We start from the raw sequence: 24,565 nt of genomic DNA, 5'->3' as shown, positions 1-24,565 counted from the left end.
GACGGCCTGGAACGCGTCAGGAGCCCTCTGCGCTCCGCTACGCGGAGGTGTCGTTCGACCCAGGGGTCGATACGGCCGGGCCGAAGGCTTTTCCCATGGCCGCCACCACCTGCGCGGCCTTGTCCTCCAGCTCCAGATATCGCTCGAACACTTTTGCGATAGTGAACCCGAACCAGTTCTTCGAAACGAAGGAGAATCGCGCCTGCGCCCACTCCGCCAGGTGGGCGTCCTCACCGATCGGACTCGGCAGCTCCTCGCCGTCGACGCTCACCGTGGCCATTGCCGCCACGGCGGTGGTGTACGCGAGCTGCTCACCCGAAGTGCCGATGTAGGGCTTGGTGACCAGAGAGATCGCAAGCTGCTCATCGAGCCCGAGAGTGCGGATCACGAACTCGTGGCCCAGCCATGACAGCGATGCGGTCAGCGCCCCGACGTACGTCAGGCCGAGGAAGGCTTCCGTGTACCGCTCATCGAAGGACGGCAGCGCGCTCCCGTCGTCATCGAGGAGCACGGCGGGAGCCTGATGGGGAGCCGTCTTACGGCCGGGCCGGGCGGCCGGGTCGAACGTGCCGAAGGCGTCGGACATAGGATCTCCGCTCACGTCAGGGGAGTGGTGTGCGTGTAAGCGGCGATGACGGGCTTGGCGACGTCCAGGCCGCCGACGGTGATGGTGTCTCCGTCTGCGATGTCGACGATCGTCACGTTGTGGTAAACCTTGCCTCGCCACTTCGACGGCGTGGACTCGGTGCCGGGCGGCTTGATGATCGTCTGAGCGGTGACGTAATTCGCCGTCGCGGCCAGACGGTCGAAGATTTCCACCACGTTGTTCGTGCCGGTCAGGCCAACCATCTGCTGCCAGTGAGCCGTATCCCACAGCTCCTGAATCGTGAGTTGCAGCGTGCCGCCTGCCAGAACCCGGCTGGTGGCGATCTCCTTGGGCGTACGACTCCCGAGCGGGTGGATAAAGCTGTACGCCTGACCCCGGTCCGACCATGCGCGCTGTCCCGAGTCCTCCACGCCAATCAGGTACGCGATGGCCTTGCCCGCATAGGCGAAAGTCGAGTAGCCGCTGCCTGTGACACGCGCCTTGCCGTTCGGCACGGCCACCACCCCATTCCGTAGGTTGTCTCACCCCCTACGGGCAGCAGAGTCATCCGAGACAGCAGCGGACTCCGGGCCTCGCCTCCCGGAGTCCGCTGGGTGCTGGCCGGGCGCCCCGTCAGTGCACGGCCAGCGGGTCAGGCCGCCTGATCGGTGTCCGTGGTGCTGTCGCCGGTCGTGAGGTCCATGCTGAACTTCACGACGATGTAGTTCATGGGCACAGCGGGCTTGTAACTGAAGGTCGCCTCGATCACGCTGGGCTGTCCCTCACGCTGCCGGACGGAAACGGGCGAGTACGCCACGATCACCCCGTCGGCGACAGCCCGCTCCAGGATCCCGGTGAGCGACGATTTGACGTTCATCGTCATGTCGGCGGTGATCGGCTCGCCGATCAGGCCGGACGACGACATGCCCGTCTGGATCGTCTGGAGGAGGGTGTCGCCGATCCGTGTCAGCGAGATCTCCTGCTCCAGCTCCGACGTGGTCTTCGTGGACGTCCCGTGCCGGACCATGAGCTGATTTGCGGCCGTGATCTCCGCGACGCACACACCGTTGCGCGAGAGGTTGTTCTTGAAGGTCCGCGTCATCGCCTGCGCGACCGTCGCGGGCAGGCCCGTGAAGGACGTCAGGGACTGGGCGGTCAGACCCCGGTTGACCGCGTTGAGGGCCAGCCGTCCGGCCATGGCTGCCGCAAGGTAGAAGCCGTCCACCTCCGTCGACGCGTTGACGGAGGAGTTGAACAGAAGCAGCCGATTCGGATACCCGAGCACCACCCGCTTGGAGGCCACCTGGACGGCGAGCTGGTCGTGGGTGACTGAGTTGTCGTACACCGCCGCCACACCGCAGAACGCGATGCGCCCGTATCCGTCCGACCCGGCCGCCTCGCAGTGGCTCTTGATGTCAGTCAGGAGGTTCGCGACGTTCGTCCCAGTGTGAGCATCGTACGTCCCGTTCACCAGGAGCGGCACCAGGATCTGCGCCCGGTAATCCGTCGCCACCTTCGCGTACGCCGCCACGAGCTGCGTCCGGTAATCTCCGGCCGACGGATCAGTCGCTACGCACAAAACCGTCGCAGCGCCGTTCTCGAAGGCGATCTTGGCCGCCAGAGTGATCGGCGAGGAGACCTGGCTGGCCGTGGGATCCGTGGGTGCCACGGCCACGAGGGCCGGTCCGAAAGTGGCCACGACCTGGTCGTACGAGTCGAATTCCGTCGGCTGGTAGTAGGACGACGACGTGAACGCGTAAGTGATGCGCACCTGGTCGCCGTTGCGCAGTCCGTTCGGCGAAGGAAGCGTCAGGTCGCCTTCGTCCGTCGAGAGCCTCTTGATCTGCGTGGTCGCCGTGGCCGCGCCGCCGGACCCTGCGATGACGACGAAGGTGTAGTCATCGCCGTACACCATGACCTGACCGGCGAGATTCGTCACGATAGGCGCCGCGATCGGCGGCGGGCCTGCCACGGCTGAGACGTAGACGCCCCTCTGGGACAGGTTCGTGGCCGACGCCGCATAGACTGTCAGCACCTCGGTCAGAGTCTGGTAACCCCTGCCTGGACCGAAGACCGTCACCGTGTTCGTCGACACCGACCTCGGCGATGCAGACGGTGTGCTTTCGTCGGTGACGTACACACCCGGCGGCGTGTACGTCGCGGTCGAGATGTCAGTCATGCCGTCTCCAGCGTCGTCGCGTCAGCTCTCACCCCTTGGCTGTGGCGCGGCACCCCGGAGACAGCAGGACTCTGCTCAGTTCAGTGCCAGTCGTTGAAACCGTCAGAGGACTCGGCACCAAGTCCCAGTTGGGGGGTGGGGATGACGTCGATGCGGGACAGCGGCACCAGATTGCCGGTTTCCGGGTCCGGGCAGAAGTCACCGATCAGATCGATGTTCAGCGTTCGTTCGTAGACCACTTCGTCGGTGCCCCACGGAGTACCCGGCTCCGCGCTCTCGCCGGTGGACTCGATCTCGTCGACTCGCGCGGTGAGGTCAATCAGGTCGTTGTGCTCGATGTAGGACCTGAAGCGGCCGAGGAGGCCGCCCTGCTGTGAGAAAGCGATCACCCGGATCAGTTCGTCATACACGCGGTCTCGTTCGTACGACGAGAGCGCCACGACGATGAACTCCCAGGCGCCCTTGAACCGCCACCTGGTGTACGGGGCGACGCGGACATCGAGTCCCGGCGCAACGTCCTCGATGTGAGCCACACCCGACTGCTGCAACGGCTCGGTATCGGTGTACCGCACCCAGACCTCGGGCAAGTCGATGCTCTTGACCGGATACTCCAGGCTGGCATGTAGCCCCCGGAACTCCGCAACCGGGTACTGATCGTCGAAAGTGGCACGCAGCGCCTCGATGCCCAGTGTCTTCACCTTGGTCACATACAATCCGGCCTCCTCCGTCACCTCTTGAGGCGCAGACGGAGAAGCGGACAGGCTTACAAGGGGGGCGCGGCTTCATTTGAAGTCCTCGCCGTGCAGACGAACCGAATTCCGCCACCCCTTGTCTGCCACATAGACCCGGACGGGCAGCAGACCGGATTTCTGGGCGGCGGCGGTCATCGAGGCGTTCAGGAAGGAACGGGGGGTGAGCCCAGGATGCCGCCACCAGACGCCAATGTTTCCCGAATGCACAGCCCCAGGCGTCTTCCCCGGCGTAGTCCAGGGCCGCTTGGCCTCACGCCAGCCGATCCGGCCAGGGGCGCCGGGATAGTGCATGGGCTTGTCCGAGATCAGCACGCGCAAGCCCGTCTTGGGGTCACGGCGGTAGATCTTCTTTCGCTGTCCGATCTTCGCGGCACGCCGGAAGATCAAAACCTGGATCTTCCCGGACTCGGTGGTGCGGACCTTGGACTTCGGGTGATTCTTGCGCTCCACTCCGGTCGGGTCGTCGATCCACATCGGAATCACTTTGCCAGCCAGGGACCTCATGGTGAAGGGCTTCGTACCGTGGTCCTGATACCAGACGACAGGGGTGTCCCACTGGACGCCGAAGTAGCCCTTGCCGTACAGCGGTTGCAGACCGCGTGCTGCTGCGCCGGAGAGCTTCGGCATCCGCCTACGGGTCATCCGCACGGCGTCGCGGGCGGCTGCACGGGCACGGCCTGGCGGCAATCCGGGCTCGACCATGATCATTCGGTCGGGGCGCTCGACCAGGTGCACCTCGGGGACCTCGGCCTGCGGCATTGGGCCTCCTCAGAACAAGGGGAGCTGCGTGGGCCTCGTCGGAGGGTTCTTGGCATCCCACACCAGGGCCTGCGTGTGGGACTTCTTGAGCAGCATATCGGCGGCCAGGCGATGGTGGCCGTCCACGACGTGCATCTGCCCCTGCTCATTGCGGTACAGACGAGGCAGGTCAGTGCGGACATGCGTCGGCACCGGCATCGAGTCCTGCGTCGGGTCGTGATCCGGATTGCCGATCTCGTCCCAGTCGGCCGGATGCGGCTTCCCTGGGTGAAAAATGTTGTGCGCGACGGAATTGGCATCCATCTCGTACTGACTGGCATGGATCGGTTGCCGCAGCGAGACCTTCTCCGGCTCCATGCGATGCCACGCCTTGTGGTTCAGCAGTTCGTGCGGATAGGAGCCGCTGTCCGAATGCTCGTACCCGGTGGCGAATCCGTAGTCGGAGGCGCGGTCGGAGTCTGCCCTGAGGTGATCGCGCAGTGTCCGAAGACCAGCTCCGGCTGCATATCCGGGGATGCCATGACCGTCGGAGACTTGCTTTTTCAGCCGCTCAGCGTGCTGAGCGTAGCCGCCGCTCGGGTTGCTGTAGTCGTGCCAGGTCGCCGTCACCGGCGGCATCCTCCCGATGTAGCTCCAGATCAGGCTCATACGGTACCTCCGCCTCCGTGCACGTCAGTTGCCCAGGTCCCGTTCGTGGATCATCACGCCGCGCGTATGGGTTTTGCCGAGGAGCATGTCGGCCGCGACCCGGTGGTGGCCGTCGACGACCTCCAGGCGGCCGTTGTGCCGTCGCATGAAGCGCGCGGTGTTATGGAGGGCCTTCTCTTCCGGGGTGGACTCCGAGCCGGACTCCGACTCTTCACGGCTGTCGTCATCCCAGCTCGGCTTGTAGTCCGGATCTCCGACAGCGCTCCGCTCAGTGGGCTCGTGGCTGCCAGGGTGGAAAAGGTTATGAGCAACGGAGTCGGGCCGGATGAAATTTTGTGTCGCGTGAAGGGGCTGCCGAAGGTCGATGTTCTCCGGCTTCCGGCCTTCCCAGGTCTTGGGATCCATGAGTTTCCTGCTCATGGACAGCGAGTAGTGGTGCGCCTGGTCGGAATCGGAGGCAAAACCGTGATCGGTCGGCGAGGTAAAGAGGGAGCCGCTGGAGATGTGGCCGACGATGTGTCGCAGCGCGCCAGTGGCCGCCTTCTCGTCGACGTGGTGGGCATCCGCGACGTGGCTGATGTACCGGGACCGGCGCTGCGCCATCGACTCATGGGGGTCACGCAGCGGGTACTCGTCGTCGCCCTCGTGCTCGAAATCGCGGTCGCGGCTCCACCAGGCCGCTATCGACGTCAGCATGACTCCGCCCTCCAGGTCTCACCCCTTCGGACGGGCGGAAGGATTGCGACAGGGCCCTACTGTGCAATTTGGATGAACGGACTGCGCTTATTGCTGATGAGGGTCACACATCAGCGCACCGCTCAGTCCCTCTCGTAGAGCGGGATCAGCGGGGCGCGCAGTACCTCGACGTCAGCGAAGCTCACCGGGGCCGGGGCGGTGCGGTTGAGGATCGTGATCAGGTCGTTCGTGTCCGGCGGGATGAGGTAGGCGACGGCTTCAGCGTCCTCAACGTTGGCGCTGCCCAAATTGTAGGCGGTGGCTGTGTCCCGCTGGTAGGGAGTGCCGAACCCGGTGCGGATCGTGGTGCGCTGTGGCGCCCGCATCTGCAGTCGCTCGCCGGTCGCGCGCATGACGTAGTCGCCGGAGTGGATACGGAAGTCGCTGGTGGTTTCGAACTGCAGCTCCTGCGGGGAGACGACGCCGCGCGCGGTGAAGGACTGGGAGTCGTCGGCGTCGGTGAAGATGCAAGGGCGGACGATCAGCGCGCGGTATCCGCCGGTGAAGGTGGTGCCGTAACAGTCCGGACACCGGTTGCGGGCGGCCTGGCCGTAGGCAGCCGAGATCCGGTCGCTGGCGCACGTGGGGCAGTGACCGACCAGGTTGGCGTCGTAGTCCCGTGCGGTCCAAAGCAGGACGAACAGCGCGTACTCGCCGATCATGTAGAGGGCCTGATCGTGGCGGGCGCGCTCCTGGTCGACAGCCCAGTTCTGCTGTGTCCGGGTGTAGAGCCGTTTCGACGGCGGCGTCGGAGCGCTCATGTGATGAGGTCGGTGCTCTCGAAGACGGCGTCCTTGGTGGCTTCCGGGATGACACCGAACTGGGCGTCGCTCAGGATCGCGGTGTCGCCGCCCTGGTAACGGTTGCCGTTGGGCAGCACGACGTCCACGAGGCCGTTTTTCAGGACCACGGTGTAGGCCATGGGAACCCCTTCAGTCGGTTTCGGGCCGGGTATCGGCTTCAAGCTCGGGGGCATTCTGCTCGGCGGCGGCGTCGTCGGCTGCCTGCTCGGCGGTGACGACTTGCCGGATCGCCGCCATGGCGTCCCATGCACAGGCGGCGACTGCCGAATCGGTGATGGACTCCGTCTGGGTCTCCACGTAGAGCGGCTGGCGGCTGCCCGGTCGCAGCGCCAGGATGAAAACTTTGGCGAGGAGCGGGTCTCCTGGCGCCGGGACCGTGAGGGTGGCCTGCACGAGTACGTGCAGGTTGTCCTGGGAGGGCCAGCTCTTCTGGAGCGCCGCCACGGCCCAGCCCTCGATGACGTCCGGGGCGTCCTGGAACCGCTTGATTTCGACCATGTCGTTCTCCTCGCCGTGTGGTGTCATCCCCTGCAGCGGCAGACCACACCCGAGACAGGACCACCTCTGATCGAGTCTCCATGTAAAAAAATTTCCACGCAGAGATGTCGATCAGTACATTCGGGTCATGATGCGAGGGCGCGCGGCCACCGACAGCGGCGCCCTGGTCGGCCCCCAGCGGCCGTATACGCCGCCGGACACAAGCACCCGAGCCCGGCCCAGACCCATGTTGGCGATCTTGAAGGTGGCGAGCTGCTCCTTGAGTACCGGCTCCTCAACGCCGAGGACCTCCGCCCACCGGTCCATGTAATCGCGCCGGTCGAGTCGTGAGACCCCCGACCCCGACGCCAGATCGGGCTGCTCCACGTAGGACCGCATCAGGTGACGCAGACACTCGACGTACAGGGCGGATTCCAGAAGTGAACCCCACTTCGCGACCGGAAAACTCGCGCCTCCGTCACCGTCGATCGTGTACGTCTGATACGGCTGAGCCATGGTGTTGAGACGGCCGACCGCGATCTTGAGGAGCTGTGCCATCCGGTTCCGGCCGAAGTTGCTCTGGAAGTACGTCTGAAGGTGAGGACCCTCGGTAGCGAAGTCGAAGAGGTCGCCGAACCGGTTCCAGACGGACTCGATGAGTTGCTGCATGTCATCGCTGAGCCGGTCGTACTCAGGAGCGGTCTTGCCGACCTCCACCCAGACGCGCCACTCCTCATCGACTGCGTTGACCTGGTAGGTCCACACCAGGACGTATGGTCCGGGCGTGGCCGTCTCACGGCTCGTCAGCCGCGCCGAGTACATCCCAGGACCGTCGTGGTCAGCGGGCCCGCTGACCACGACGGCGGCTGCTTCATCGTCGTGGAGAAACGCCGCCGTGACCGGGCCGTCGGCGTCGGCGGCCACCCCGTCACGCATGACCTGGAGGCCGAACGTTGCGGCACGGTAGCGGGAGACGTACTGGCGGTCAGTGAACTCTTCGGTCGTCATCACGTGTCCGAGGAGTTCACGAGGATCGCCACACCCTGAAGCGCCACGAGCTTCACACTGCCGCCGGTCGTGACGACCTGCGTGCTGCACTCCACGTGGACACCGAAGTTATGGGACCCCACACCAACCGCCCGCAGCCCGATCGTCGGAACCATGAAGTTCCTGGAGAGGGCCGTTCCGCTGGCGTTGATCTGCGTCTCGCGCGTGTACGACCCCTGGTCGTTGACCTGAGCGTCGGTGCCGTCGACCTGCGCCTTGGTGTTGACGTTCATCGTCTGCGTACTCAGGATCGAGTGCTCGGAGTTGATGAGAACGAGCAGGGCGCCAGGCCGGTTCACGTTGAACGTTGCCAGCTTGTAATACACATGCGTACCTGCGGACATGGAGATGTTGGGTCGCAGCCAGCCCGTCCACACCGGCGGCACCGGCAGCACCTCACGCCAGGCGGTGCCGGTCCAGACGATCTCCCGGCGCGTATCGGCCTCGTAGACGCGCATCCCGGCCTGCGCCGCGCCCCATGCCGGACGTGTGGCCGACGTGCAGATGAAGTTTCCGGGAGACGCGTCGATCTTCGTGAAGATGTCGTTGAAGTCGGCCCGCAGAAACGGGTCGGACGGGTCGAAAGTTTTCAGTCCCAGACGCGGGGTCGATCCAGACATCGCCGTCCTCTCCTCAAACTGTGGTCTCGCCCCTTCAGGCCGCTCACCCACCCACGACAGCAAGACGCCCCACCTCCGAGGGCAAATGAGGCGGGGCGTCTTGCTGTCGTGAGCGTACCTACACCACCGTGTAGTTGTTCGAGGCGGCCGACGTCGCCGACTGCAGCGCGCCGATTGCCTGCACCGTGACCGTCACCACGGCGGAAACCGTCAGACCCGCGACGTTCGCGGTGAGCACGCCGCTCGCGACATGAGTGCTCTGCCCGGACGACGCGCGGACGGTGTAGCCGCCCGACGGCGCCGGGGAGGACGCGGTCCACGACACCGTGGCAGTACCGGAGGTCCCCTGCGCGACGACCGTCGGCTTGCCGGGTGCCGTCGGCGCGCCGTACGACCCCTTCTTGATCGACCCGTCCTGGTTGTAGATCGGATTGATCTTGTTCTCGGGCCAGAGGCTGCCGAGCGGGACCGCCTCATAGTTCATCGCCGACACCGACGGGGACGAGAACGGGGACCAGGGGCCGTCACCGTTCCGGTTCAGGGCCCGCACCCGGAACCGGTACGGCTGCCCTCCGGCAACTTGCTCGAACTTCACCGAATTCGCACCGCGAGGAGCCTGCGCGTGACCGCCGGTGTCGCACTCAACTACGTACCCGAGGACCTTCGCATCGGTGGCCGGGTCAGTGACCGCCGACCAGGACACCGTAATGAAGTGGTTCCCGGACACCACCGTCGGAGTGTTCGGCGCCACCGGTATCGCCGTTGAACCGATCGGTTGCGCGCCGATCGACCCGGTCTCCGGGGTACTCGACATCGCCAGATTCGGATTGAACGTCGCACCGCCGGTTCCGTCCGTGGTCGGCGAATCGGTGTGCGTCGTATCGACGGTCACGCCCGGCTGCGGCGCAGGAGGAGCCTTGTACGGCGGGTACACGTCCACGACAGGCGACGACAGGGTGTCCGGCGTCGACGACACCCCCGTCGGTGTCGGGGCCCAGCCGCGTGCGGCAACGCGGCCCGCCTCCGTGGTGTCGGGCGTAGTGGCCGGAACGGGAGCAGGAACCGGCTTGCCCTTGGTGCCGATCGCGTCCGTGGTGTCTGTGGTACTGCTCATGTCCGTGCTGGCCACGACGGCCTCCTGTCAGCTTGATGCAGGCTTCGGCGCCTGCGTCCTCTTCGCGGTCGTCTTCTTCGCAACCGCTTTCCTGGCCGAGGTCCTGGTTTCGGAAGGTTCCGGCGGAAACACGGAGAACACCTGTTCCTCGTCCTGGGGCTCCTCGGCGACGCCAGGGGCAAAGGCTGCCGCCACGTTCGCCAGCGACTCGCCCGGACCGCCCGCAACGCCCGAGGTGTCGAGGGTGCCGGAAACGAGCAGGAGCTGCTCGTGGGAGCTGAGGGCGGACATCAGAGGACGACCAGCGGGTCGACCTTGACCGGCCGGAACTCGGTTCGCGGCTTGTATTCGTTCGCCTCGTCGAAGATCACGTTCTGGACAGTGAGGGGCTCTTCGGCCTTCGGAGCCCGCTTCTTGGGCTGCAGCATGCTCTTCATCGGGTCGTCGTCCGGGAGCCCCTCGACGCACAGCAGGCCGCGCTGGATCGCCTTGATGAGGTCGGGCTGCTGGAGCACCTCACGCGTCACGTAACGCTCGTGACCGTCCATCTCGTCGCCGAAGGGCTCGAAACGGAGGTAGGACTTGGGGCGCTCGGGGTCCGGGGTGATGACGAGGATGCGGTTGCTCTCGTTGACGAGCTTGAGCTGCTGCGGGAACTGCACGGTGGCCTCCAGATGAGTACCGTTGGGGTGACGGGTCGTGCTGTCACCCCTTGTCTGCGGGCAATCGCCTCCGGACAGCACCGAACCCCCGAGCTGATGCACGGGGGTTCGGGCGGCGGCCGGAGAACGGAGCCGCAGGGTGAGGGCCCACCACAAACCCTCACCCCCTATCTGGGCAGACCCGGCATCCGACAGGAGATCTATCGGAGATTGCACCGAAGGTTCCCAACCACCTTGCGAATGTGGCAAACTGAAAATATGTCACCCGCCAGGATGACCCTGGCTCGCACCGACATGTGCTCTGATCTGCAAGCCCCCGCTGCAGGGGGGGGCATCGGCGGTCCGACTGTCTGCTCGCGCGGTCAGAGACCCCGATGCCGTTCAGGGACGCCTGCAGTTGGGTGCGGGCATGACGTGGCCCCTCCCGAACCGAACGGGAGGGGCCAGGGCTCAGATCAGTTTCTTGGCTCGGGTGATCCACCTGGTGACGGTGGAGGCAGAGACCCCCATGAGATCGGCGATCTTTTCCACCGGCATCTCCCGTTCGGTCCTGAACGTGTATGCCTTCAGCGCCAGTTCGTCGGTCCTGGCCTTGACGGTCTGGTGGCCGTCGCCCCGTTCTGGGTTCTTGATCCATACGTCAATGGTGCTCGGTGACCGATCCATCAGACCGGCGAGTTCCGTGACAGTAAGGCGCCCGCTCAGTCTGCGGACCATCTCGCGCTCGGCCGGGGTACCTCGGGTCCAGTTCCGCGACCCCCTGGTGAGACCGCCGACCCACGCTTCGATGACAGTATCTGAACGCTGAAGAAACGCGCCGATCTTGGTGACGCCGTCACCGTTCTGGTACATCTCACAGGCCGTACGGAAGTCCTCTGGATCGAAGTCATCTCGACTCCGGTGGCGCTTTTGCGGCATAGCGGCTGGTCCTTCGTGGCGGTGGCTCTTGGCGGTTGGCTCATTTCTACCCCGAGCCGCACACTGAGGCCAGCGCAACGGCGGCCGGGGATGCCCCGGCCGCCGTTGGTGTGACACGTTCCGTCAGGACTTGACGATCTTCGCCAGACCGCGCGCGTTGAGGATCAGCATGCTCAACATCTCGTCGAAGACCCAGCCCTTCCAAAACGATTCGACGCGGTGGTTCTCCTCCACGTCGAGGCTGTAGAGGATGGGCAGCACGCCGAGGAACTGCGGGTCCGGCGTCAGGAACGTCGTGTTCTGCGGGATCACGATCGAACGCTGGAGCTGGAACTCACCGAACGAGGTGATGGTCTCGCCCGCGACGACCCTGTCCTTAAAAGCCCAGCCGGTCTGGTTGATATCCCACCGGTACAGGTCCCGGAAATCCATCGGGTTGATCAGGAGCCGCGAGGACTGCAGCTCGTGCATGTCGGTCGTCGACACCGCCGAGTACAGACTGCCGGGCGTGAGGTAGCCGGACGCCTCGGTGATCACGTGGTTCGGGGTGACCGTGTGGTCGGCCCGGCCCGCGTAATCGGTGATGGCGGCCTGCACGATGGTGACGAGCCGGGAATCCTCCTGCTTGAGGATCGCCTGCTTGCTTTCGTCCTGGAGCTGCTCCACGGCGTTGATCCGCAGGTAGAGAAGGTCCTCCTTGCGGATCGCGGGCCTCGTCGCGATCCGGAAGAACCGGACGTCGATGCGCTTGCCCTCGAAGGGCGTGATCCGGACTTCGCCCTCGGTCCCGGACATCATGTACGCCTGGCCCAGGTCGTCCCAGACGTCATACTGAACCGGTGTTCCTGGGGTGCAGGGATCTTCGACCAGGACGTTGCGGGTGATGCCCTGGTAGCGGAGCTTGAGCTGGATCGGGCCGATCATGCCCACGCCGAGGCGCTTGATGCCGTTGGCAGTGTCGGAGAGGACCATCTCCAGGCGCTGCTGCTTGGCCTCGTGGGTCATGGGGGTTCCGCCGCTGGCCTCGCGGCGGGCGAGGATGTCCGCGACGTAGCTGTCGGACTTGCGTGCGGTGACGCCGCCCTTGTGGCTGGTGAGCGTGCTCGTGGTCATGAGGTAGTCCTTGTCCTTCCGTCCGGCCCTGAGCAGCGCTTAGCGCAGTCCGCCGATGGTGATCTTCGAGGGCGAATTGACCTTGATGAGGCGCGCGATGGGGGCCGTGGAGGCACCGGACGTACCGGAAACTACGAGCTTGCCCCGGTTGGCTCCCGTGGTCTGGGCGTAGACGAGGACCTCGGTGCCCGTCCCGGTCTCGGCCCACGTCAAGCTGTCGTCGAAGGCGGGGGCGAGGACTTCGAACTCGGCGTCGGGGCCGAGTACCCAGGCGCTGAACCCGTTGAAGCCGACGTCGAGCAGCGGGTCGAAGCCGTCGCCGCCGACGTAGTCCCCGGCGAACCCGTAGGGGACGCCGACGCCGTTGATCAGCGTCACGTTCTCGCCGGTGGTCTTCATCAGGACCATGCCGGGGTAGATGTTGACGCTGCGGTCCCAGGCGGGGTCGAGGAAGACCGCCTTCGGGGTGGCCTGGGTCCAGCCGTAAGCGGGACGGAAGGTGCGCTTGATGTGGGCATTCGCAGCCCGGACGCGGATCATGAAGGTCCGCCCTCCTTTGGTCTCGGCTGGCCGCCAGGACCGGCGGGCCGCTTCTCACCCCTTCTCGTGGGCAGGCGGCTACAGGACAGGGATCAATCGACGGATTTTCTGGAGAGAATGAGGAAGACCCGCCCCCAGGGCGGGTCTTCCTCAAAAAAACGCCAGGTCAGAGGCCGAGGAACATGTCATCATCCACGGTGTCCGTCGAAGCCGTGCCGGGCTTCTCGGCCAGCGACGGCGCCGTACGGGCGGCCTGCGCGGCGCGGCGCGGGACGGTGGCTCGGTCGGGGGCAGCGGCGCCCCCCTTGCGGGCGTCCGCGAGTGACGACAGGACGTTGATCTCGTGGTCGATGATCGTGTCGGTCAGTCCGGCGTCCGCTTCGATCGACGCGGCCAGGGTGATGTCGTCGCCTGCCGCCAGCCGGGCCTGGATTCGCAGTCTGGCCAGCCGCAGTGCGGCGAAGTACCGGCTGCCGGTCTTCCCGCCTGCCATCTCACCGTCGTGCGGCGGGTTGGAGTTCGACTGGTTCGGGCTTATCGTCCAGGGGAAAGCGACCTCGGGCTGCATCGGATCCATCGCGCGGACGTCGGTTTCGATGCGGGTCTCCTCAGGCGGGATCTCCCCGGTGTTGGTTCCGGCGACGGGCGACGTGACGTCGACGAGGTTGTTGTACGGCTCAGCCGGGAGTGTGCCGCCGGGGTTGATCGCGACATCGGTCGTTGCCGCCGGGACGTGCTGGGTGGATCCGCCGGTCTGGCCCGGCGCCCGCACGTCGTCGTGGGTGACCGGCGTGACCGCTTCCTCGCTGCTCTCGGAAGCGGGCTGCTCCGGGCCGTCCTCGATGGGCTGGGCCGGGTTGTTGATGTCGGCGAGACGGGTGATCTCGGGGGTGATTCCCGCGAGTCGGGCAATCAGAGCGATCTGCCGGGACTGAACGGCGATCTCCTGACGCAGATCGTCGATGACGTGCTGCATGGCTCCCACGACGGTCATGAGCGGTCGGCTCATACTGAATACTCCTTCAAAGCCTGCGCTCACAGCCGTATGCCATGGGCGTGGATTCAGCTCGCAGTGGTGGTTCGAACAAGTAGGAAGATGTCGCCCTCGTAGATGTAAGCGGCCCTGTTCCCTGAGACCCAGCCGTTGGGACAGGGCGTACGAAGCCCGGTCGCCGCCATCAGACGGTTGTCGACACGGATCGTCTGCACGCCGTTCACCGGATCAGCCAGGACTTTGACCTCCGCAGGTATGGCATTGGCAGCGGCCTTCGCCGCTGCGAAATCCTGCTTCGTCATCGGCACCTCCTCCACCCGTTCAGGCGCTGGGACCGCGTGGGACAGCAGGCGGCGGCGGAGAGTCCTGTCCCTGCAGTTCGCCAGGGCTCAGGAGCTGCGCCCTCTGGCAGTTGGGGCAGACGTCCCCGGCGACGATGCCGTCGGCCGCCGCGTTCGGATCGTCCATGTTCTGGGTCTGCGGCGGTGTCGCGTCAACCGCAAAGCCGCAGGCAGGGCAGCCCAGGTCCGGGACGCCGTCGCCGGGCGTACCGGGCACCGGCTGCTCCTGTCCCTGCAGACCGGTTTCGTCGAGGAGCGCGTCAGGACCTTCGGGCTCGTCCGGCTGCTGCGGCATGTCCGGACCCTGCGTGAACGGCTCCCCTGTGTGATCCTGCGCCCCCCACGGCAGTTCACGAGGAACGGCCTGGCCGCCCTGTTCGGGGTCCAGGAGGGGATCAGCGGTCGGGTTGCCCTCGGCGTCGATCTCGCCCGGCTCGATGATGCCGTCGCCGTTGCGGTCACTGACTGCCGGACCGTGCTGTGTGCCGTCCAGGGCCTGGTCGCCGTCGGGCGACATCGGCAGTCCGCTGGCGTTGGGGTCCATCGGCAGCCCGTCGGGGCCGAGCGGCATCTGGCCGTCGTCGGCCTGCGGGGTCTGCGGGCCGCCCTGGCCATCAACGCGCTGCAGCTCACCGTTGTCGTCGACCATCGTGGGGTCGACGACCTGCTTGCGCAGGTCCATCCGTTTGGCCGCGTCCAGGTCCGGGTCCCGGAACTGGACCGGCGGGCTGATGAACCCGCAGATCTGGCACATCTGCCCGTCGTAGGTGTCGCCGTCTCCGCACACCGGGCACGCCTCCTCGCGGAGTGTGTCGACGTCTTCGGGCGCCTTTATCTCCCCGTACGCCAGGCGCACGGTGCCGTCGTCCATGACTGCCGAGGCGTCAACGAGGAGCGCGACGTGAGAGTTAGGCGGCTCCTCGTGCAGGCCGGGGGTGTGCTCCCTGGAGAGGTCCTGCCACTGGGACCGCTGATTGCGCTGAACAGTCTGGCGGCCCTTGCCGCCACGGCTGCCCGCGTCGGCGTCGGCGTTGAGGCGCTGCCGTACGAGCCAGGTGGTGGCCTGCATCTCATGCGGCGCGATGTGGCGCCCCTCGCGGTCGGAGGCGATGGCGGCTGCCGTACGGAACTGCTTTGCAGCGTGCTCGTAGTAGTGCCGGGATCCGGTGGGGAACCCGGCGGCGTCGTCAGAGGTAAGTCGGCGTCCGGCAGCGACGGACAGGGCATGCCGGTCGACAACGACCCTTTCCGACGGGCGTCCCTTCTCGTCATTGCCTCCGTGCTCGATCAGGTGTGCGAAGTCAGCGGTCTTGGGGCCCTTGAGGACCTTCTGGTGGTCCTCGCCGTCCATGATCCGCTGGGCGGCGTTGGCGTGGGAGGACATCACCATCAGGCCCTCACCCTTGCCGACAGCCTTCCCCTGAACGAAGGAACGCGCGGCGTTGTGCTGGTTCGCCCACCAATTCTGTTGCGGACTGTACGCCGACAGGACACCAGCGCCCTTGTGTGCGGCTTCTTTGTCGTCCTTGATCGTCGGGTCGAGCTTCGCGATGGCCTTGGCAACGTGGTGCGCGTCGGGGTACCAGCGGGCGCCCTGTTTCCGCTCTTCGTCGGTGGCCTTGTCCCAGTGGGCCAGGACGTGGTCATGATGCAGCGGCGTCTGCTGGAACCACGGGTGGTCAGCCGGATTCGGGTGAGCCGGACCTGCCGCCTCCTTCGCCGTGCCTGCCGGAGTCCATGGCCCGGTTGTCGTCGACGGAGGCGGAGGAGTGCTCACAGCGGCACCTGGAGTGCCCTGCAAAAAGTTGAGGCTCTGCTTGCCGGGTGTCTTCGGCTGGAAAGGCTGCGCCTGTGTGACGGCGCGCTCTCGCTTGTCCTGGAGTTGCTCCTGGTAGTCCGGCCGGTACCTGCCGCCGGTCGGAGTGCGGTCGATCGCATCCTGGGCCCGCTCATGGTCGCGCTTCCAGGTGTCCGGCAGGTGAGTGGTCGTGGGGTGCTCGGAGACCTGGCCGAAAGCACGGTCGGCGATGTCCCGCTGGCGCCGCAGCCGTTCCACGTCAGACTCGGGCTCTTCCTCCGGGGTCTGGGAGGCGGCCTTGTTCAGGCCGGAGGAGTCCACGCCGAGAAAGTGCGCGGTGGGATCGGCCGGAGGTTCCACCAGGATCGAGTTCTCGAAGAAGCCGAGGCCCTTGCAGATCTCGCGGACGAGTTCGCCGACGCGACGGCCGGACGCAGTGTGCCGGTAGATCCGCTGGCCCTTCAGCCGGGGGATGTGCGCGCAGTACTCGGCGGGGGTTGTGGCGACGTTGCCGCAGGCGGAGCAGAGGGACTCGGTGACGTCGCAGCCCATGCTGGTGCGGTCGACGTGCCCGTCCAGGATTGCTTTGGCGAGCCTGGGGAAGCTGTGGGCGTCGATCTCCATGAGGACTTCGACCCAGGTGTCGGGCGTTCCGTCGGGGTTGCGGTCCTCGTGAAGGGCTGCATCGATGCACACACCCCGTGCGCGGCGGTGGTTGTCGTTGACGTGGTTGACGAAGACGGGCTTGCCGCGAAACGTCCCGTACGCCTTCTTGATCTCGTCGGCGGGGAATTCATCCCAGTTGTCGTTGCAGCGCGAACTGATGGCTCGGGACCGGACGTAGAGGTAGCCGGGGCGAGGCTCGTAGTCGAAGACGGCGCGGTGCGCTGTCTTCGGGAGTCGCCATCCTTCGCCGCCCAGCTCGGCAGCGATGATCTGAGCCGTGGCGAATTTCAGCACCGGCGGGCCCTCCTCGGTCAACGGAGGCGCGCGGCACGTCTCCGCCCCTTGGAGGCAGTCATGGTCGGCAGGACAGTGACCTGGCGGTCGGACCGTCGTTATGCCCGGAGAGGTCGTTCCAGTTGTGCGGGATCCGTGGACAGAGCGTCACGATGAGGCATTCCTGTCACATCGAGCACGCAGGAACGATGTAGGGTTGCCTTAAAGACGAGAATTTTTTTATCTCTTTGGCGACAAATAGACGGGGCCCTCAGTGGCCCGCTACGGTGGTCCGAGACGTAAAGAGATCCGCCAAGCCGCCATGACATGCAGAGGGCCCCGACCGATCTACTCCCCGGAATGGATATTGATCGGTCGGGGCCCTGCTCCGGTTACGTCAGCGGTAGTTGGCGGTCTACCCCCGGTACTCCGGAGAGCCCGACGTGGCGGTCGCCGAGCTGGAACCGCTGGAGTCCTTGGCGTTGTGGTAGCTCGGCGTCACTGAGGAGCCGAGCAGCACGCTGAAGACCGGCCAGCGGGATTCGAGTGCGTGGGCACCGGTGTAGTAGACGGCGGAGGTGACGCCTCCGAGGCCCAGGACCAGTGCTGTCTGAGCCGTGCCGTCGACGCGGACACCGAGGGTGGCGAGGAACGTGATCACGTAGCCGACACCGACGGGCACGTAGGTACGAATCAGGGCGGGAAACTGCATGCGGACTCCTCTGACGACGGGCCTGTCGTCCCCTGGAGCCGTGATCATGACACCGGACAGGACCGGCTGACAGGGCATTCCGAACTTGCGGGTAGTCACGTCAACCCTTCTTGGCACGATCCGGTGGTATGGACGTGATCGTAGGCGGACTACTCCCGGTCGTGTCAAGTTCAGTCTCACATGTTCTTATTTCGGCCAAGACGGTGAGACTCATCGCGACACGGCGGGGGTAGTCTCTACCCTGCGTGCAGCACAACTTTTTTCATCTAGGAGGATTCATGCCGCCTCGTGCGGTGCCGCATGGCGCCCCCGACGACCCCGGACCACTCGGCCGGAAGGTACTGAGCCTGATCCGCCTCAAGAAGCACCCGTCCGGAGCGAAGTACACGCAGAAGGAGATCGCGGAAGGGGTCTCGGACCTCTACCGGAAGGACCGCATGGAGGAAGCGCTGCGCCTCCCCGAAGGCGAACGGGAGATCCGGCTCGCCGAGATCGAGCGTGAGCCGCCGCTGACCCACCGCACGTACATCGGCAAGATCCTCAACGGCACGACGGACAATCCGTCCCTCGTGATCATCGAGTACCTCGCCAAGTGGTTCGGGGTATCTCCCTCGTACTTCTTCCCTGGAGAGGAAGGAGACAAGGTCGCGCAGGAAGTCGAGCTGCTGACGATGCTCCAGGAAGCCAAAGAGGCAGGCCAGTTGGAAGGCTTGTCAGTCTTCGCCCGTCTCACGACCGCCCTGACCCCCGACGCTGCGCGCCGCGTCATGCAGATCGCCATCCTCACAGCCAAGACAGCCCGGCCTCCTGAGAACGGATCGGCCCCAGAGGGCAGCTAATGTCCACCTTGTGGACTAGTGTGAGCGAGCCGGGGGCCACGCAGAACGGGCGGGTGGGGCATGGGTTTTTTCAGGGGGAACAACGGCCGACGGGAGCGGTGGGGAAGCCAGCTCGCACGGCTGACCGAACATCAGAACGTCGAGACGGCTGAGGACTTGCTCCGTCAGATAGTCGAGGACCGAGGCAATACGCTCGTCCTCCTCGACGACAGCGGGATGGGCTTTTCCGGCGGCCCCTGCGGTATGTGGGTCCACGTGGAAGGAGTCGACATGGTCTGGGTCGACCCTGCGGCCACCGGCGCACACCGCGACGCGATCCTCTGCCACGAAGCGGCGCACATGCTCAACGGCGACGGCGCATCGTCACTTCGCGGAGACACCATCGCCACGCTGGCCGCTTCCAGCTTCAAGCACATCGACATGAGCCTGGTGGAAGCCGCGCTCGCGCGCACCACCTATGACGCCTTCGTTGAACGCCGCGCCGAAGCCTGCGCCACCTGGGTCAGCCAGAGACTGGCACGACGGCGCAGCATGCCTGCCGACGTCGTGCTCGACCGCATGCGCGGCAGTCTGGACTCGCGAAGCCAGTACTGGTGAGAACCGGTACGGACGACTTGTGGGCGCTGATGGTCGTTGCTCCCTTGTGGGCAGCAGCTCTCTGGCGGATCCCCGTCGTGATCAAGCATCCCGAGGCTCGCATCCTGTGGTATGTGATCGTGGCTTTGGCCGCGTCCATGACGACCCGGATCTCCTACGTCAGCGACCTGCTCTACCAGATCACCCGCATAGACGAGATCGCCACGCTCACCAAGCACTTGCTCGGCATACTGGCGATCACGATGCTCCTCCGGTGGGTCTTGGCGGTCATCCCCGGAAGCGAGGACGGCCAACCGGAACCACGGTATCGCCGTACGATCAGCAACCGACCGCGCCGTATCGTGACACGGGTCGCCGTCGTGGCGATCACCGTGGTCTTCCCTTGGGCGAACCGCCGACCAGGACCTCATGTCGAAGACGCGGATTTCATCTTCGTCCAGGCCGGTCACTTCTGGGGGTCAGTGCACCTGGTGCTGTTCTACCTCTACGTCGTCTACGGCATGAGCTGCGCTGCGATCATGTGCGCAGACGCGGGGCGCCGTGACCGTCTCCGCAATGCGGGACGCCCCACCGTCCTTGGCCGGGGCTTGCAGAGCATGGCCATCGGCTGCGCTGTTGGCGTCTTCTACGGCGGTCTGCGCATCACGTACCTGATCATCCGGCTCATGCAGCGCGCCTTCATCGGCGGTGATGTACTCGTCGCGTCCATGTCGAACGCGTCGCTGATCCTCTGCGTGATGCTCACTCTCTTCGGCTGCTGCGCGCCGATGGTAGACCGCATCAACCGCGCTCTCGCTGCCCACGGAGCGATCACCGATCTCAGGCCCATGTGGCTGCATATGACAGCGGCGACACCCAGCGTCGTCCTCGACCCGTTCGCCGGAGCGGAGACAACGGGGACGGTCCGGCTGCCTCGCAAGTCGAACCGCTGTCTCCAGGCACTCCGCGCATGGCTGAAGCGACTACCGCTGCCCCTACGGATACGGCGCCGCTACCGTGACCTGAAGCTGGCCCTCTCAGAAGCGAGGAACTGGCGGGATCTGGAATTCCGTCTCCGGCGCCGGGTGATCGAGATCTGCGACTCCGCCATGATCCTCCAGTCCTACGTCCCACCGGGCCTGCCGGAGGAAACCGCCGCGATTGTGAAGACCACAGGCATGCCAGCCGAAGCAACGGCCGCCTACCTGCTGCACGTGGCGATCCGCAGGCAGCAGGCCGGGCTCTCGCCCAATCCTGAACGGAGCCGCCGCGCTCTTGTCAGAGTCCACGACGATCTTTTCCAGGCGACCCACGCAACGCTGCTCCCCATCTGGACGCAGATGAGATCACGGCCCGTCATTTCACAGCTCAGGCGCCGTACGGATCCCATGGGGAACGCGGACACGCCGAAACGCACCGGCGTGTCCGCGTAGGGAGGTCAGCCGATGCCGACGGCCATACGGATCGCCTTCTGCATCTCTTCCAGCGTCAGATCCTCTCCGGACCGAAGCTTGGCGACCAACTGGAGCTGCTCCCGTTGGTCAGCGTCCATGCCGTAGTACGGATCCGGCCGGTGGGCGGCCAGGGCCTTCTTCAGGACAGACACGTCCAACGTCGGTGGAGTGAAGAAGAAGACGTACGGGTGATCGGCGTCAGCGGGTATTGCGTTTCCTTCGTCGTCCTCCGGCGTGTACGTGGTGTACTGCGCGTCCGGGGTAATGCCCTCCAACGCCCGGAACTCGTCGAAGAGCTGACCCACGTTCAGCTCGGACGACCACGCGATCTTGATGCTGCCCCTGTCGCCGAAGGGGTCGATGTACTGGCGGCGCGGAGCCCCGGCTTCCGGGACAGGGGCGTCGTCCAGCACTGTGGTGTCGTTCACGCCAGCCATGTGGTGTCTTCCTGTGATGCGAGGGCCTGCTCCAGGTCCTCGTAGTGTGTGCCTGCGATCTGCAGCCGGTCGAGATTCGCCGCCCGCGTACCGTCGCCTTCGTTGATGAGGGCCTGCCGCTCGGCGAGGGTGAAGTCCTTGAGCGCGTGGGTGCGCAGGCCGCTCATCGCGGGGGCCAGCGGCATGTCGTTGTCCGTCGACTCCGTCCCGTCGGTGGCCGGAAGGGCGCCCTCGGGCTCGTCGTGCAGCATCGCCTCGGGGCCGCCGGGCTCGAATATCGCCGCGTCGTGCGCCGAGGCGTAGACCTGTTCCATCGGCATGGTCCGGCCCCACCCGGTCGGGTCAGCGGTTGCGAGCGGCCCGGCGGAGCCGGGGTTCTCCCAGGGCACCCGTGCATGTGTGGCGCCGGACGGATGGGGGGTCTGGTAAGAGGGTGCCGACGGCTCACCGAACGGCGCGGCCACCGACGCGGTATGGGGGTGAGGGTTGTCGAAGTCGTGCCGCACCCAGGGGCCGTTGCCGCGCTGGCGCCAGGAGATCCCCTTCAGGCTGACCGGCGCACCGGACCGGAGCGGGACCTCGCCGTCGTCGTGGTCGCCCATGGAGATGACGTCCTGGGCCACCAGCTCGTCGGGGTCGGTCTCGATGTGCTCCTTGGGCGGGGTGTGGGCGTGCAGCACCACGTGCGTGTTGTTTTTCCGGCTGTCACTGACGCCCGAGTAGTGCTGGGCCTGCTCCTTGTCCGGTGTCCAGTGCGTGCCCATCCCCTGCTCGCGCAGGTGCTCGGACAGGGCGTGCGCCCGGTCGGCAACCGGCCGGGAGTCGTCGTGCACCACGTCGGCCACGTGGCCGGGCAGGCTGACGGCCATCCCCCGGTGCAGGGTGTTGCCCAGATGCGGGTGGACGGAGTCCCAGTCGGTGTAGACCCCCTCGTGGGCGCGCTTGGTCTCGCCGTCGGAGTGTTCCCCGTCGTAGCAGTGCTTGTTGTGGCACTTGTAGACCGGGTCGCCCCACTCGTCGCGGTGGAAGCGGGTGCCCTCCTCGTCCTCCTCTTCCTCCGGCTCGTCCTGCTCCCAGGTGGCCGTCACTCCGACAGCACGGAGCACCATCGAGAACTCCTCCGCGTTCTCCCCGGCGGCGACGGCCGCACGAGCGAGAGACTGGAGAAGAGCGCGGGCGGGCGCGGTCTGGGGACTGGCCTTCGCGGTCGACGGCACGAGCCGGTTGGTGTCAGCGTCGATGTCGTACCTGATGACGACCTTACGGGGAACCCAGGTCGGCTTGGTCTCGTCGGCGCGCACGTCGTGCCCGAACATCCCCCGCGACTGGGCTTCGTAGGTCAGTGCGAGAGCGTGGCTGCACATACGTCCTGCAAAGCGGGAGTAGTCGTCGTCGGCGCCCCAGTGGTAGGCGCCCCATTTGCAGCCGCAGGTCCAGGACTGGACGGCGGTACGGCCGGGGAGGCGTTGCAGGCCGGTCTCGTAGACGTGGTGGTCGCCCTTAACCTCGGCGACGACCAGGCCGTCGGAGGCGAGGGTGACGCGCAGGCGCCCCTCGGCGCGCAGGCGCTTGGCCTTGGCGACGACGTCGCGCCAGGAGGCGGTGACGTGGAACCGGAAGTCTATGTCGGCGACGGCCATGGCGATCAGCCGGTCGAACAGCGCTGCCGACTTGGCCCACGGCGGCGGGGTCTCGCTGTCGTCGTCCGAGTCGTTACCGGCCTCCTCGTCGGAGTCCTTGTCGCTGTCGTCGTCCGAGGCGCTGTCGTCCGTGTCGTCCTTGCTGTCGGCATCGTCATCAGCGAAGGAGTTGCTCGCTGCCGCGTAGACCTGCTGCAGGGCCGGATCGGGCCGGTCAACGAGGATGCGGCTCAGCTCCGGGTAGTCGGCCGCCGCAGTGCCCTCCAGGGCTGCTGTGGAGACCGGCGCGGGGCTGAGCTGAGAAGCTGTGTACGAACCGCCACCCATGCCACCGTCGAGAGTGACCTCGTAGTCCTCCGCGCCGGGGTGCGGGCCGTCGTGGACGGCGGTGACGACGCCGGGGAAGCCGTCGGTCGTCATGACGTGCTGAAGAGGCTGGTATTCGTAGTAGTCCTCCGAGTGCACACCCGCGAGGGCCTGCACACCGACGGTCTCGTGACGGTGGCTCTGACGGCCCTCACGCTGAAGTCCCACGGGTCCTCCTCTGGCGGTCTCACCGATTGGAGACGGCCGTCGTACTGCAGACAGGACGGCGGCCGTCAGCGGCGCCGTTGGGCCCGGATGACCATCCAGGTCCGCTGGACCAGGAGCCCGGCCATTGCGAGAACGATCACCACGCGGATCACCCGTAGCACGGGGGCCACGGACGGCCACACCGTGAACGCCACGGTGTACGCGCCGAGGAGGCCGATGACCACCGTGACAGCCATGACGTGCCGCCCGGCGACACTCGCCCGCCAGGGAGCGAGCAACGCATAGGTGACGACGAAAACCAAGGCACATACCGCGACCAGAGCACTCGCGGCTGCGTTGATCCACTGCGACCAGTCCATCAACGCCCCCCCCTCAACGCTGCGGAGATCATCTCCGCGAAATGGTTTTTCTCCCGCAGGTCCCGCAGTCGATTGGCCACTGCGGTTACTTCCGACGCCCGGTCCTCGACCTCACGCTGCGCCCGCTGCGCCCGCTCCAGCGCAGCGTCGGCGGCTGCCTGCCCGGCAGGATCAGCGCGGCGCCGCTTCATCCACCCTCGTCCCACGATCCACCTCCCCCGGCTGGGGCAAAGAGGTCATCACGTGTTCGGTGACCCGTGCGACTTCGAGCAACTGGCGGATCTGGTCGCGGTCCCCGTGGCGCGCCTCCTCCGACTGCCGGTGCGCCTCCTGCCAGGTATCGCGCTGACGCCATGCGTCGAGCAGGGTGGAGCGCGGCACGAGACGGCCAGTGAGGATAAGCCACACTCCGAGGGACAGCAGGCCACCAGCGCCAAGCTGACCGATTAGCATCCCCATCCGGGCACTCCTTCTCGTACCGCGCCCAAGACTCAGTCCTTGGCCAAAGCGTCGCCAGCCGGAAGGTGGGCGCCTTCCGCCGCCGTGAACGCCGCCGTCATCCGGTCGAGCGCAGCGGCGACCTTGGCGCCGTCGGTTCCGGACTTCTGAGCGTCCACGAGGGCCTGAAGGGCCTTGCTCTGGGTGTCGATGGTCGCCGTCAGGGTGTCGAGACGGCGGCCGAAGCTCTTGACGGCGGCGTTGGTGCCACGCAGATAGCTGTACGCGTCGTTCGGGTCGGCGTTGCCGTTGAGCTGGCCCTTGTAGGCCCAGACGTCCTTGGGGTTGAGCATGCCGTCCTCCGATGTGTCGTTCTTCTGCGGGGTGGTGGGCGCGGCCGGTCCCGGCCAGCGCCAGGCGGCGACCGGCTTGCCGCCGCGCGGGTCGGCGGGGTCGGCGGTCGGCGGGCAGATCCCGTCGGGGAAGCGCGGCGCGAAGTAGCCGGTGACGCGCTGGGCGTGACGCAGTTCACGGTGCGACCACACGCCGTT

29 protein-coding genes and 1 pseudogene are annotated in these 24,565 nt (G+C 66.2%); 3 read left to right on the top strand and 27 right to left on the bottom strand.

The features are described 5' to 3' along the window. Positions 1-37: 37 nt before the first annotated feature. From ACFZAM_RS31300 to ACFZAM_RS31195, 22 genes are all read right to left on the bottom strand, one after another. A complete protein-coding gene (locus ACFZAM_RS31300; RefSeq protein WP_391050807.1) occupies positions 38-586 on the bottom strand; it encodes a hypothetical protein in 549 nt (182 codons plus the stop codon). An 11-nt stretch (positions 587-597) separates the two neighbouring features. Then, positions 598-1,107, bottom strand: a complete 510-nt coding sequence (locus tag ACFZAM_RS31295; protein WP_391050805.1) for a hypothetical protein — start codon at positions 1,105-1,107, stop codon at positions 598-600. A 131-nt stretch (positions 1,108-1,238) separates the two neighbouring features. After that, the gene (locus ACFZAM_RS31290; RefSeq protein WP_391050803.1) at positions 1,239-2,525 is read right to left on the bottom strand and encodes a hypothetical protein; all 1,287 of its coding nucleotides are present in this window, start codon (positions 2,523-2,525) and stop codon (positions 1,239-1,241) included. A gap of 320 nt (positions 2,526-2,845) precedes the next feature. Next, a complete protein-coding gene (locus ACFZAM_RS31285; protein WP_391050801.1) occupies positions 2,846-3,472 on the bottom strand; it encodes a hypothetical protein in 627 nt (208 codons plus the stop codon). 75 nt (positions 3,473-3,547) lie between these two features. Further along, positions 3,548-4,276 carry a hypothetical protein gene (locus ACFZAM_RS31280; RefSeq protein ID WP_391050799.1) on the bottom strand — a complete coding sequence of 243 codons (729 nt, stop codon included), beginning with the start codon at positions 4,274-4,276 and terminating at the stop codon, positions 3,548-3,550. A 9-nt stretch (positions 4,277-4,285) separates the two neighbouring features. Next, the gene (locus tag ACFZAM_RS31275; protein ID WP_391050797.1) at positions 4,286-4,924 is read right to left on the bottom strand and encodes a hypothetical protein; all 639 of its coding nucleotides are present in this window, start codon (positions 4,922-4,924) and stop codon (positions 4,286-4,288) included. 24 nt (positions 4,925-4,948) lie between these two features. Then, the gene (locus ACFZAM_RS31270) at positions 4,949-5,620 is read right to left on the bottom strand and encodes a hypothetical protein (protein ID WP_391050795.1); all 672 of its coding nucleotides are present in this window, start codon (positions 5,618-5,620) and stop codon (positions 4,949-4,951) included. Positions 5,621-5,742: 122 nt separating this feature from the next. Beyond that, complete coding sequence (locus ACFZAM_RS31265) at positions 5,743-6,420, bottom strand: hypothetical protein (protein ID WP_391050793.1); 678 nt, start codon at positions 6,418-6,420, stop codon at positions 5,743-5,745. Next, positions 6,417-6,581 (bottom strand): hypothetical protein, encoded by a 165-nt coding sequence (locus ACFZAM_RS31260; RefSeq protein WP_391050791.1) that lies wholly within the window; start codon positions 6,579-6,581, stop codon positions 6,417-6,419. The genes ACFZAM_RS31265 and ACFZAM_RS31260 overlap by 4 nt, the downstream gene beginning before the upstream one ends. 10 nt (positions 6,582-6,591) lie before the next feature. Next, on the bottom strand, positions 6,592-6,960 hold the full coding sequence (locus tag ACFZAM_RS31255) for a hypothetical protein (protein WP_391050789.1): 369 nt from the start codon (positions 6,958-6,960) through the stop codon (positions 6,592-6,594). Between the two features lie 111 nt (positions 6,961-7,071). Then, on the bottom strand, positions 7,072-7,947 hold the full coding sequence (locus ACFZAM_RS31250; protein ID WP_391050787.1) for a hypothetical protein: 876 nt from the start codon (positions 7,945-7,947) through the stop codon (positions 7,072-7,074). Beyond that, positions 7,947-8,606: a hypothetical protein gene (locus ACFZAM_RS31245; protein WP_391050785.1), complete on the bottom strand. Its 660-nt coding sequence runs from the start codon at positions 8,604-8,606 to the stop codon at positions 7,947-7,949. Before ACFZAM_RS31245 ends, ACFZAM_RS31250 begins: the two co-directional genes overlap by 1 nt. A gap of 118 nt (positions 8,607-8,724) precedes the next feature. Further along, complete coding sequence (locus tag ACFZAM_RS31240; RefSeq protein ID WP_391050783.1) at positions 8,725-9,735, bottom strand: fibronectin type III domain-containing protein; 1,011 nt, start codon at positions 9,733-9,735, stop codon at positions 8,725-8,727. Positions 9,736-9,747: 12 nt separating this feature from the next. Next, entirely contained in the window at positions 9,748-10,011 is a 264-nt protein-coding gene (locus tag ACFZAM_RS31235) for a hypothetical protein (RefSeq protein ID WP_391050780.1), read from the bottom strand. After that, a complete protein-coding gene (locus ACFZAM_RS31230; protein WP_391050778.1) occupies positions 10,011-10,382 on the bottom strand; it encodes a hypothetical protein in 372 nt (123 codons plus the stop codon). The genes ACFZAM_RS31235 and ACFZAM_RS31230 overlap by 1 nt, the downstream gene beginning before the upstream one ends. Before the next feature lie 450 nt (positions 10,383-10,832). Then, a complete protein-coding gene (locus ACFZAM_RS31225; protein ID WP_391050776.1) occupies positions 10,833-11,300 on the bottom strand; it encodes a helix-turn-helix domain-containing protein in 468 nt (155 codons plus the stop codon). Between the two features lie 123 nt (positions 11,301-11,423). After that, the gene (locus ACFZAM_RS31220) at positions 11,424-12,413 is read right to left on the bottom strand and encodes an HK97-fold major capsid protein (protein WP_391050774.1); all 990 of its coding nucleotides are present in this window, start codon (positions 12,411-12,413) and stop codon (positions 11,424-11,426) included. A 39-nt stretch (positions 12,414-12,452) separates the two neighbouring features. Next, complete coding sequence (locus tag ACFZAM_RS31215; protein WP_391050773.1) at positions 12,453-12,953, bottom strand: hypothetical protein; 501 nt, start codon at positions 12,951-12,953, stop codon at positions 12,453-12,455. A 166-nt stretch (positions 12,954-13,119) separates the two neighbouring features. Next, the gene (locus ACFZAM_RS31210; RefSeq protein WP_391050771.1) at positions 13,120-13,962 is read right to left on the bottom strand and encodes a hypothetical protein; all 843 of its coding nucleotides are present in this window, start codon (positions 13,960-13,962) and stop codon (positions 13,120-13,122) included. Between the two features lie 53 nt (positions 13,963-14,015). Continuing rightward, positions 14,016-14,249, bottom strand: a complete 234-nt coding sequence (locus ACFZAM_RS31205; protein ID WP_391050769.1) for a hypothetical protein — start codon at positions 14,247-14,249, stop codon at positions 14,016-14,018. Positions 14,250-14,268: 19 nt separating this feature from the next. Continuing rightward, complete coding sequence (locus ACFZAM_RS31200) at positions 14,269-17,046, bottom strand: hypothetical protein (RefSeq protein ID WP_391050768.1); 2,778 nt, start codon at positions 17,044-17,046, stop codon at positions 14,269-14,271. Positions 17,047-17,440: 394 nt separating this feature from the next. Next, complete coding sequence (locus ACFZAM_RS31195) at positions 17,441-17,737, bottom strand: hypothetical protein (protein ID WP_391050766.1); 297 nt, start codon at positions 17,735-17,737, stop codon at positions 17,441-17,443. A 245-nt stretch (positions 17,738-17,982) separates the two neighbouring features. Between ACFZAM_RS31195 and ACFZAM_RS31190 the strand changes: the two genes are divergently transcribed. The 3 genes from ACFZAM_RS31190 (at position 17,983) to ACFZAM_RS31180 (ending at position 20,585) form a co-directional block, all read left to right on the top strand. Continuing rightward, a complete protein-coding gene (locus ACFZAM_RS31190; RefSeq protein WP_391050764.1) occupies positions 17,983-18,576 on the top strand; it encodes a hypothetical protein in 594 nt (197 codons plus the stop codon). A gap of 60 nt (positions 18,577-18,636) precedes the next feature. After that, complete coding sequence (locus ACFZAM_RS31185) at positions 18,637-19,173, top strand: hypothetical protein (RefSeq protein WP_391050763.1); 537 nt, start codon at positions 18,637-18,639, stop codon at positions 19,171-19,173. A 77-nt stretch (positions 19,174-19,250) separates the two neighbouring features. Then, positions 19,251-20,585, top strand: coding sequence for a DUF6545 domain-containing protein (locus tag ACFZAM_RS31180; protein ID WP_391050761.1), 1,335 nt, complete (start codon positions 19,251-19,253; stop codon positions 20,583-20,585). A gap of 5 nt (positions 20,586-20,590) precedes the next feature. On the opposite strand, the gene ACFZAM_RS31175 is transcribed toward ACFZAM_RS31180, so the two are convergent. The 5 genes and pseudogenes from ACFZAM_RS31175 to ACFZAM_RS31155 form a co-directional block, all read right to left on the bottom strand. Next, the gene (locus ACFZAM_RS31175) at positions 20,591-21,034 is read right to left on the bottom strand and encodes a hypothetical protein (RefSeq protein WP_391050759.1); all 444 of its coding nucleotides are present in this window, start codon (positions 21,032-21,034) and stop codon (positions 20,591-20,593) included. Then, on the bottom strand, positions 21,031-23,217 hold the full coding sequence (locus ACFZAM_RS31170) for a hypothetical protein (RefSeq protein ID WP_391050757.1): 2,187 nt from the start codon (positions 23,215-23,217) through the stop codon (positions 21,031-21,033). Before ACFZAM_RS31170 ends, ACFZAM_RS31175 begins: the two co-directional genes overlap by 4 nt. Before the next feature lie 65 nt (positions 23,218-23,282). Continuing rightward, positions 23,283-23,576 carry a hypothetical protein gene (locus ACFZAM_RS31165; RefSeq protein WP_391050756.1) on the bottom strand — a complete coding sequence of 98 codons (294 nt, stop codon included), beginning with the start codon at positions 23,574-23,576 and terminating at the stop codon, positions 23,283-23,285. A 171-nt stretch (positions 23,577-23,747) separates the two neighbouring features. Beyond that, entirely contained in the window at positions 23,748-24,035 is a 288-nt protein-coding gene (locus ACFZAM_RS31160; protein WP_391050754.1) for a hypothetical protein, read from the bottom strand. A gap of 32 nt (positions 24,036-24,067) precedes the next feature. Further along, positions 24,068-24,565, bottom strand: a pseudogene (locus ACFZAM_RS31155) (hypothetical protein); the annotation flags it as partial.

Source organism: Streptomyces sp. NPDC008079 (genome assembly GCF_042957385.1).
Lineage (GTDB): Bacteria > Actinomycetota > Actinomycetes > Streptomycetales > Streptomycetaceae > Actinacidiphila.
The sequence above is the reverse complement of the archived record's forward strand: the minus strand, read 5'-3'. Positions and strand labels throughout refer to the sequence as shown.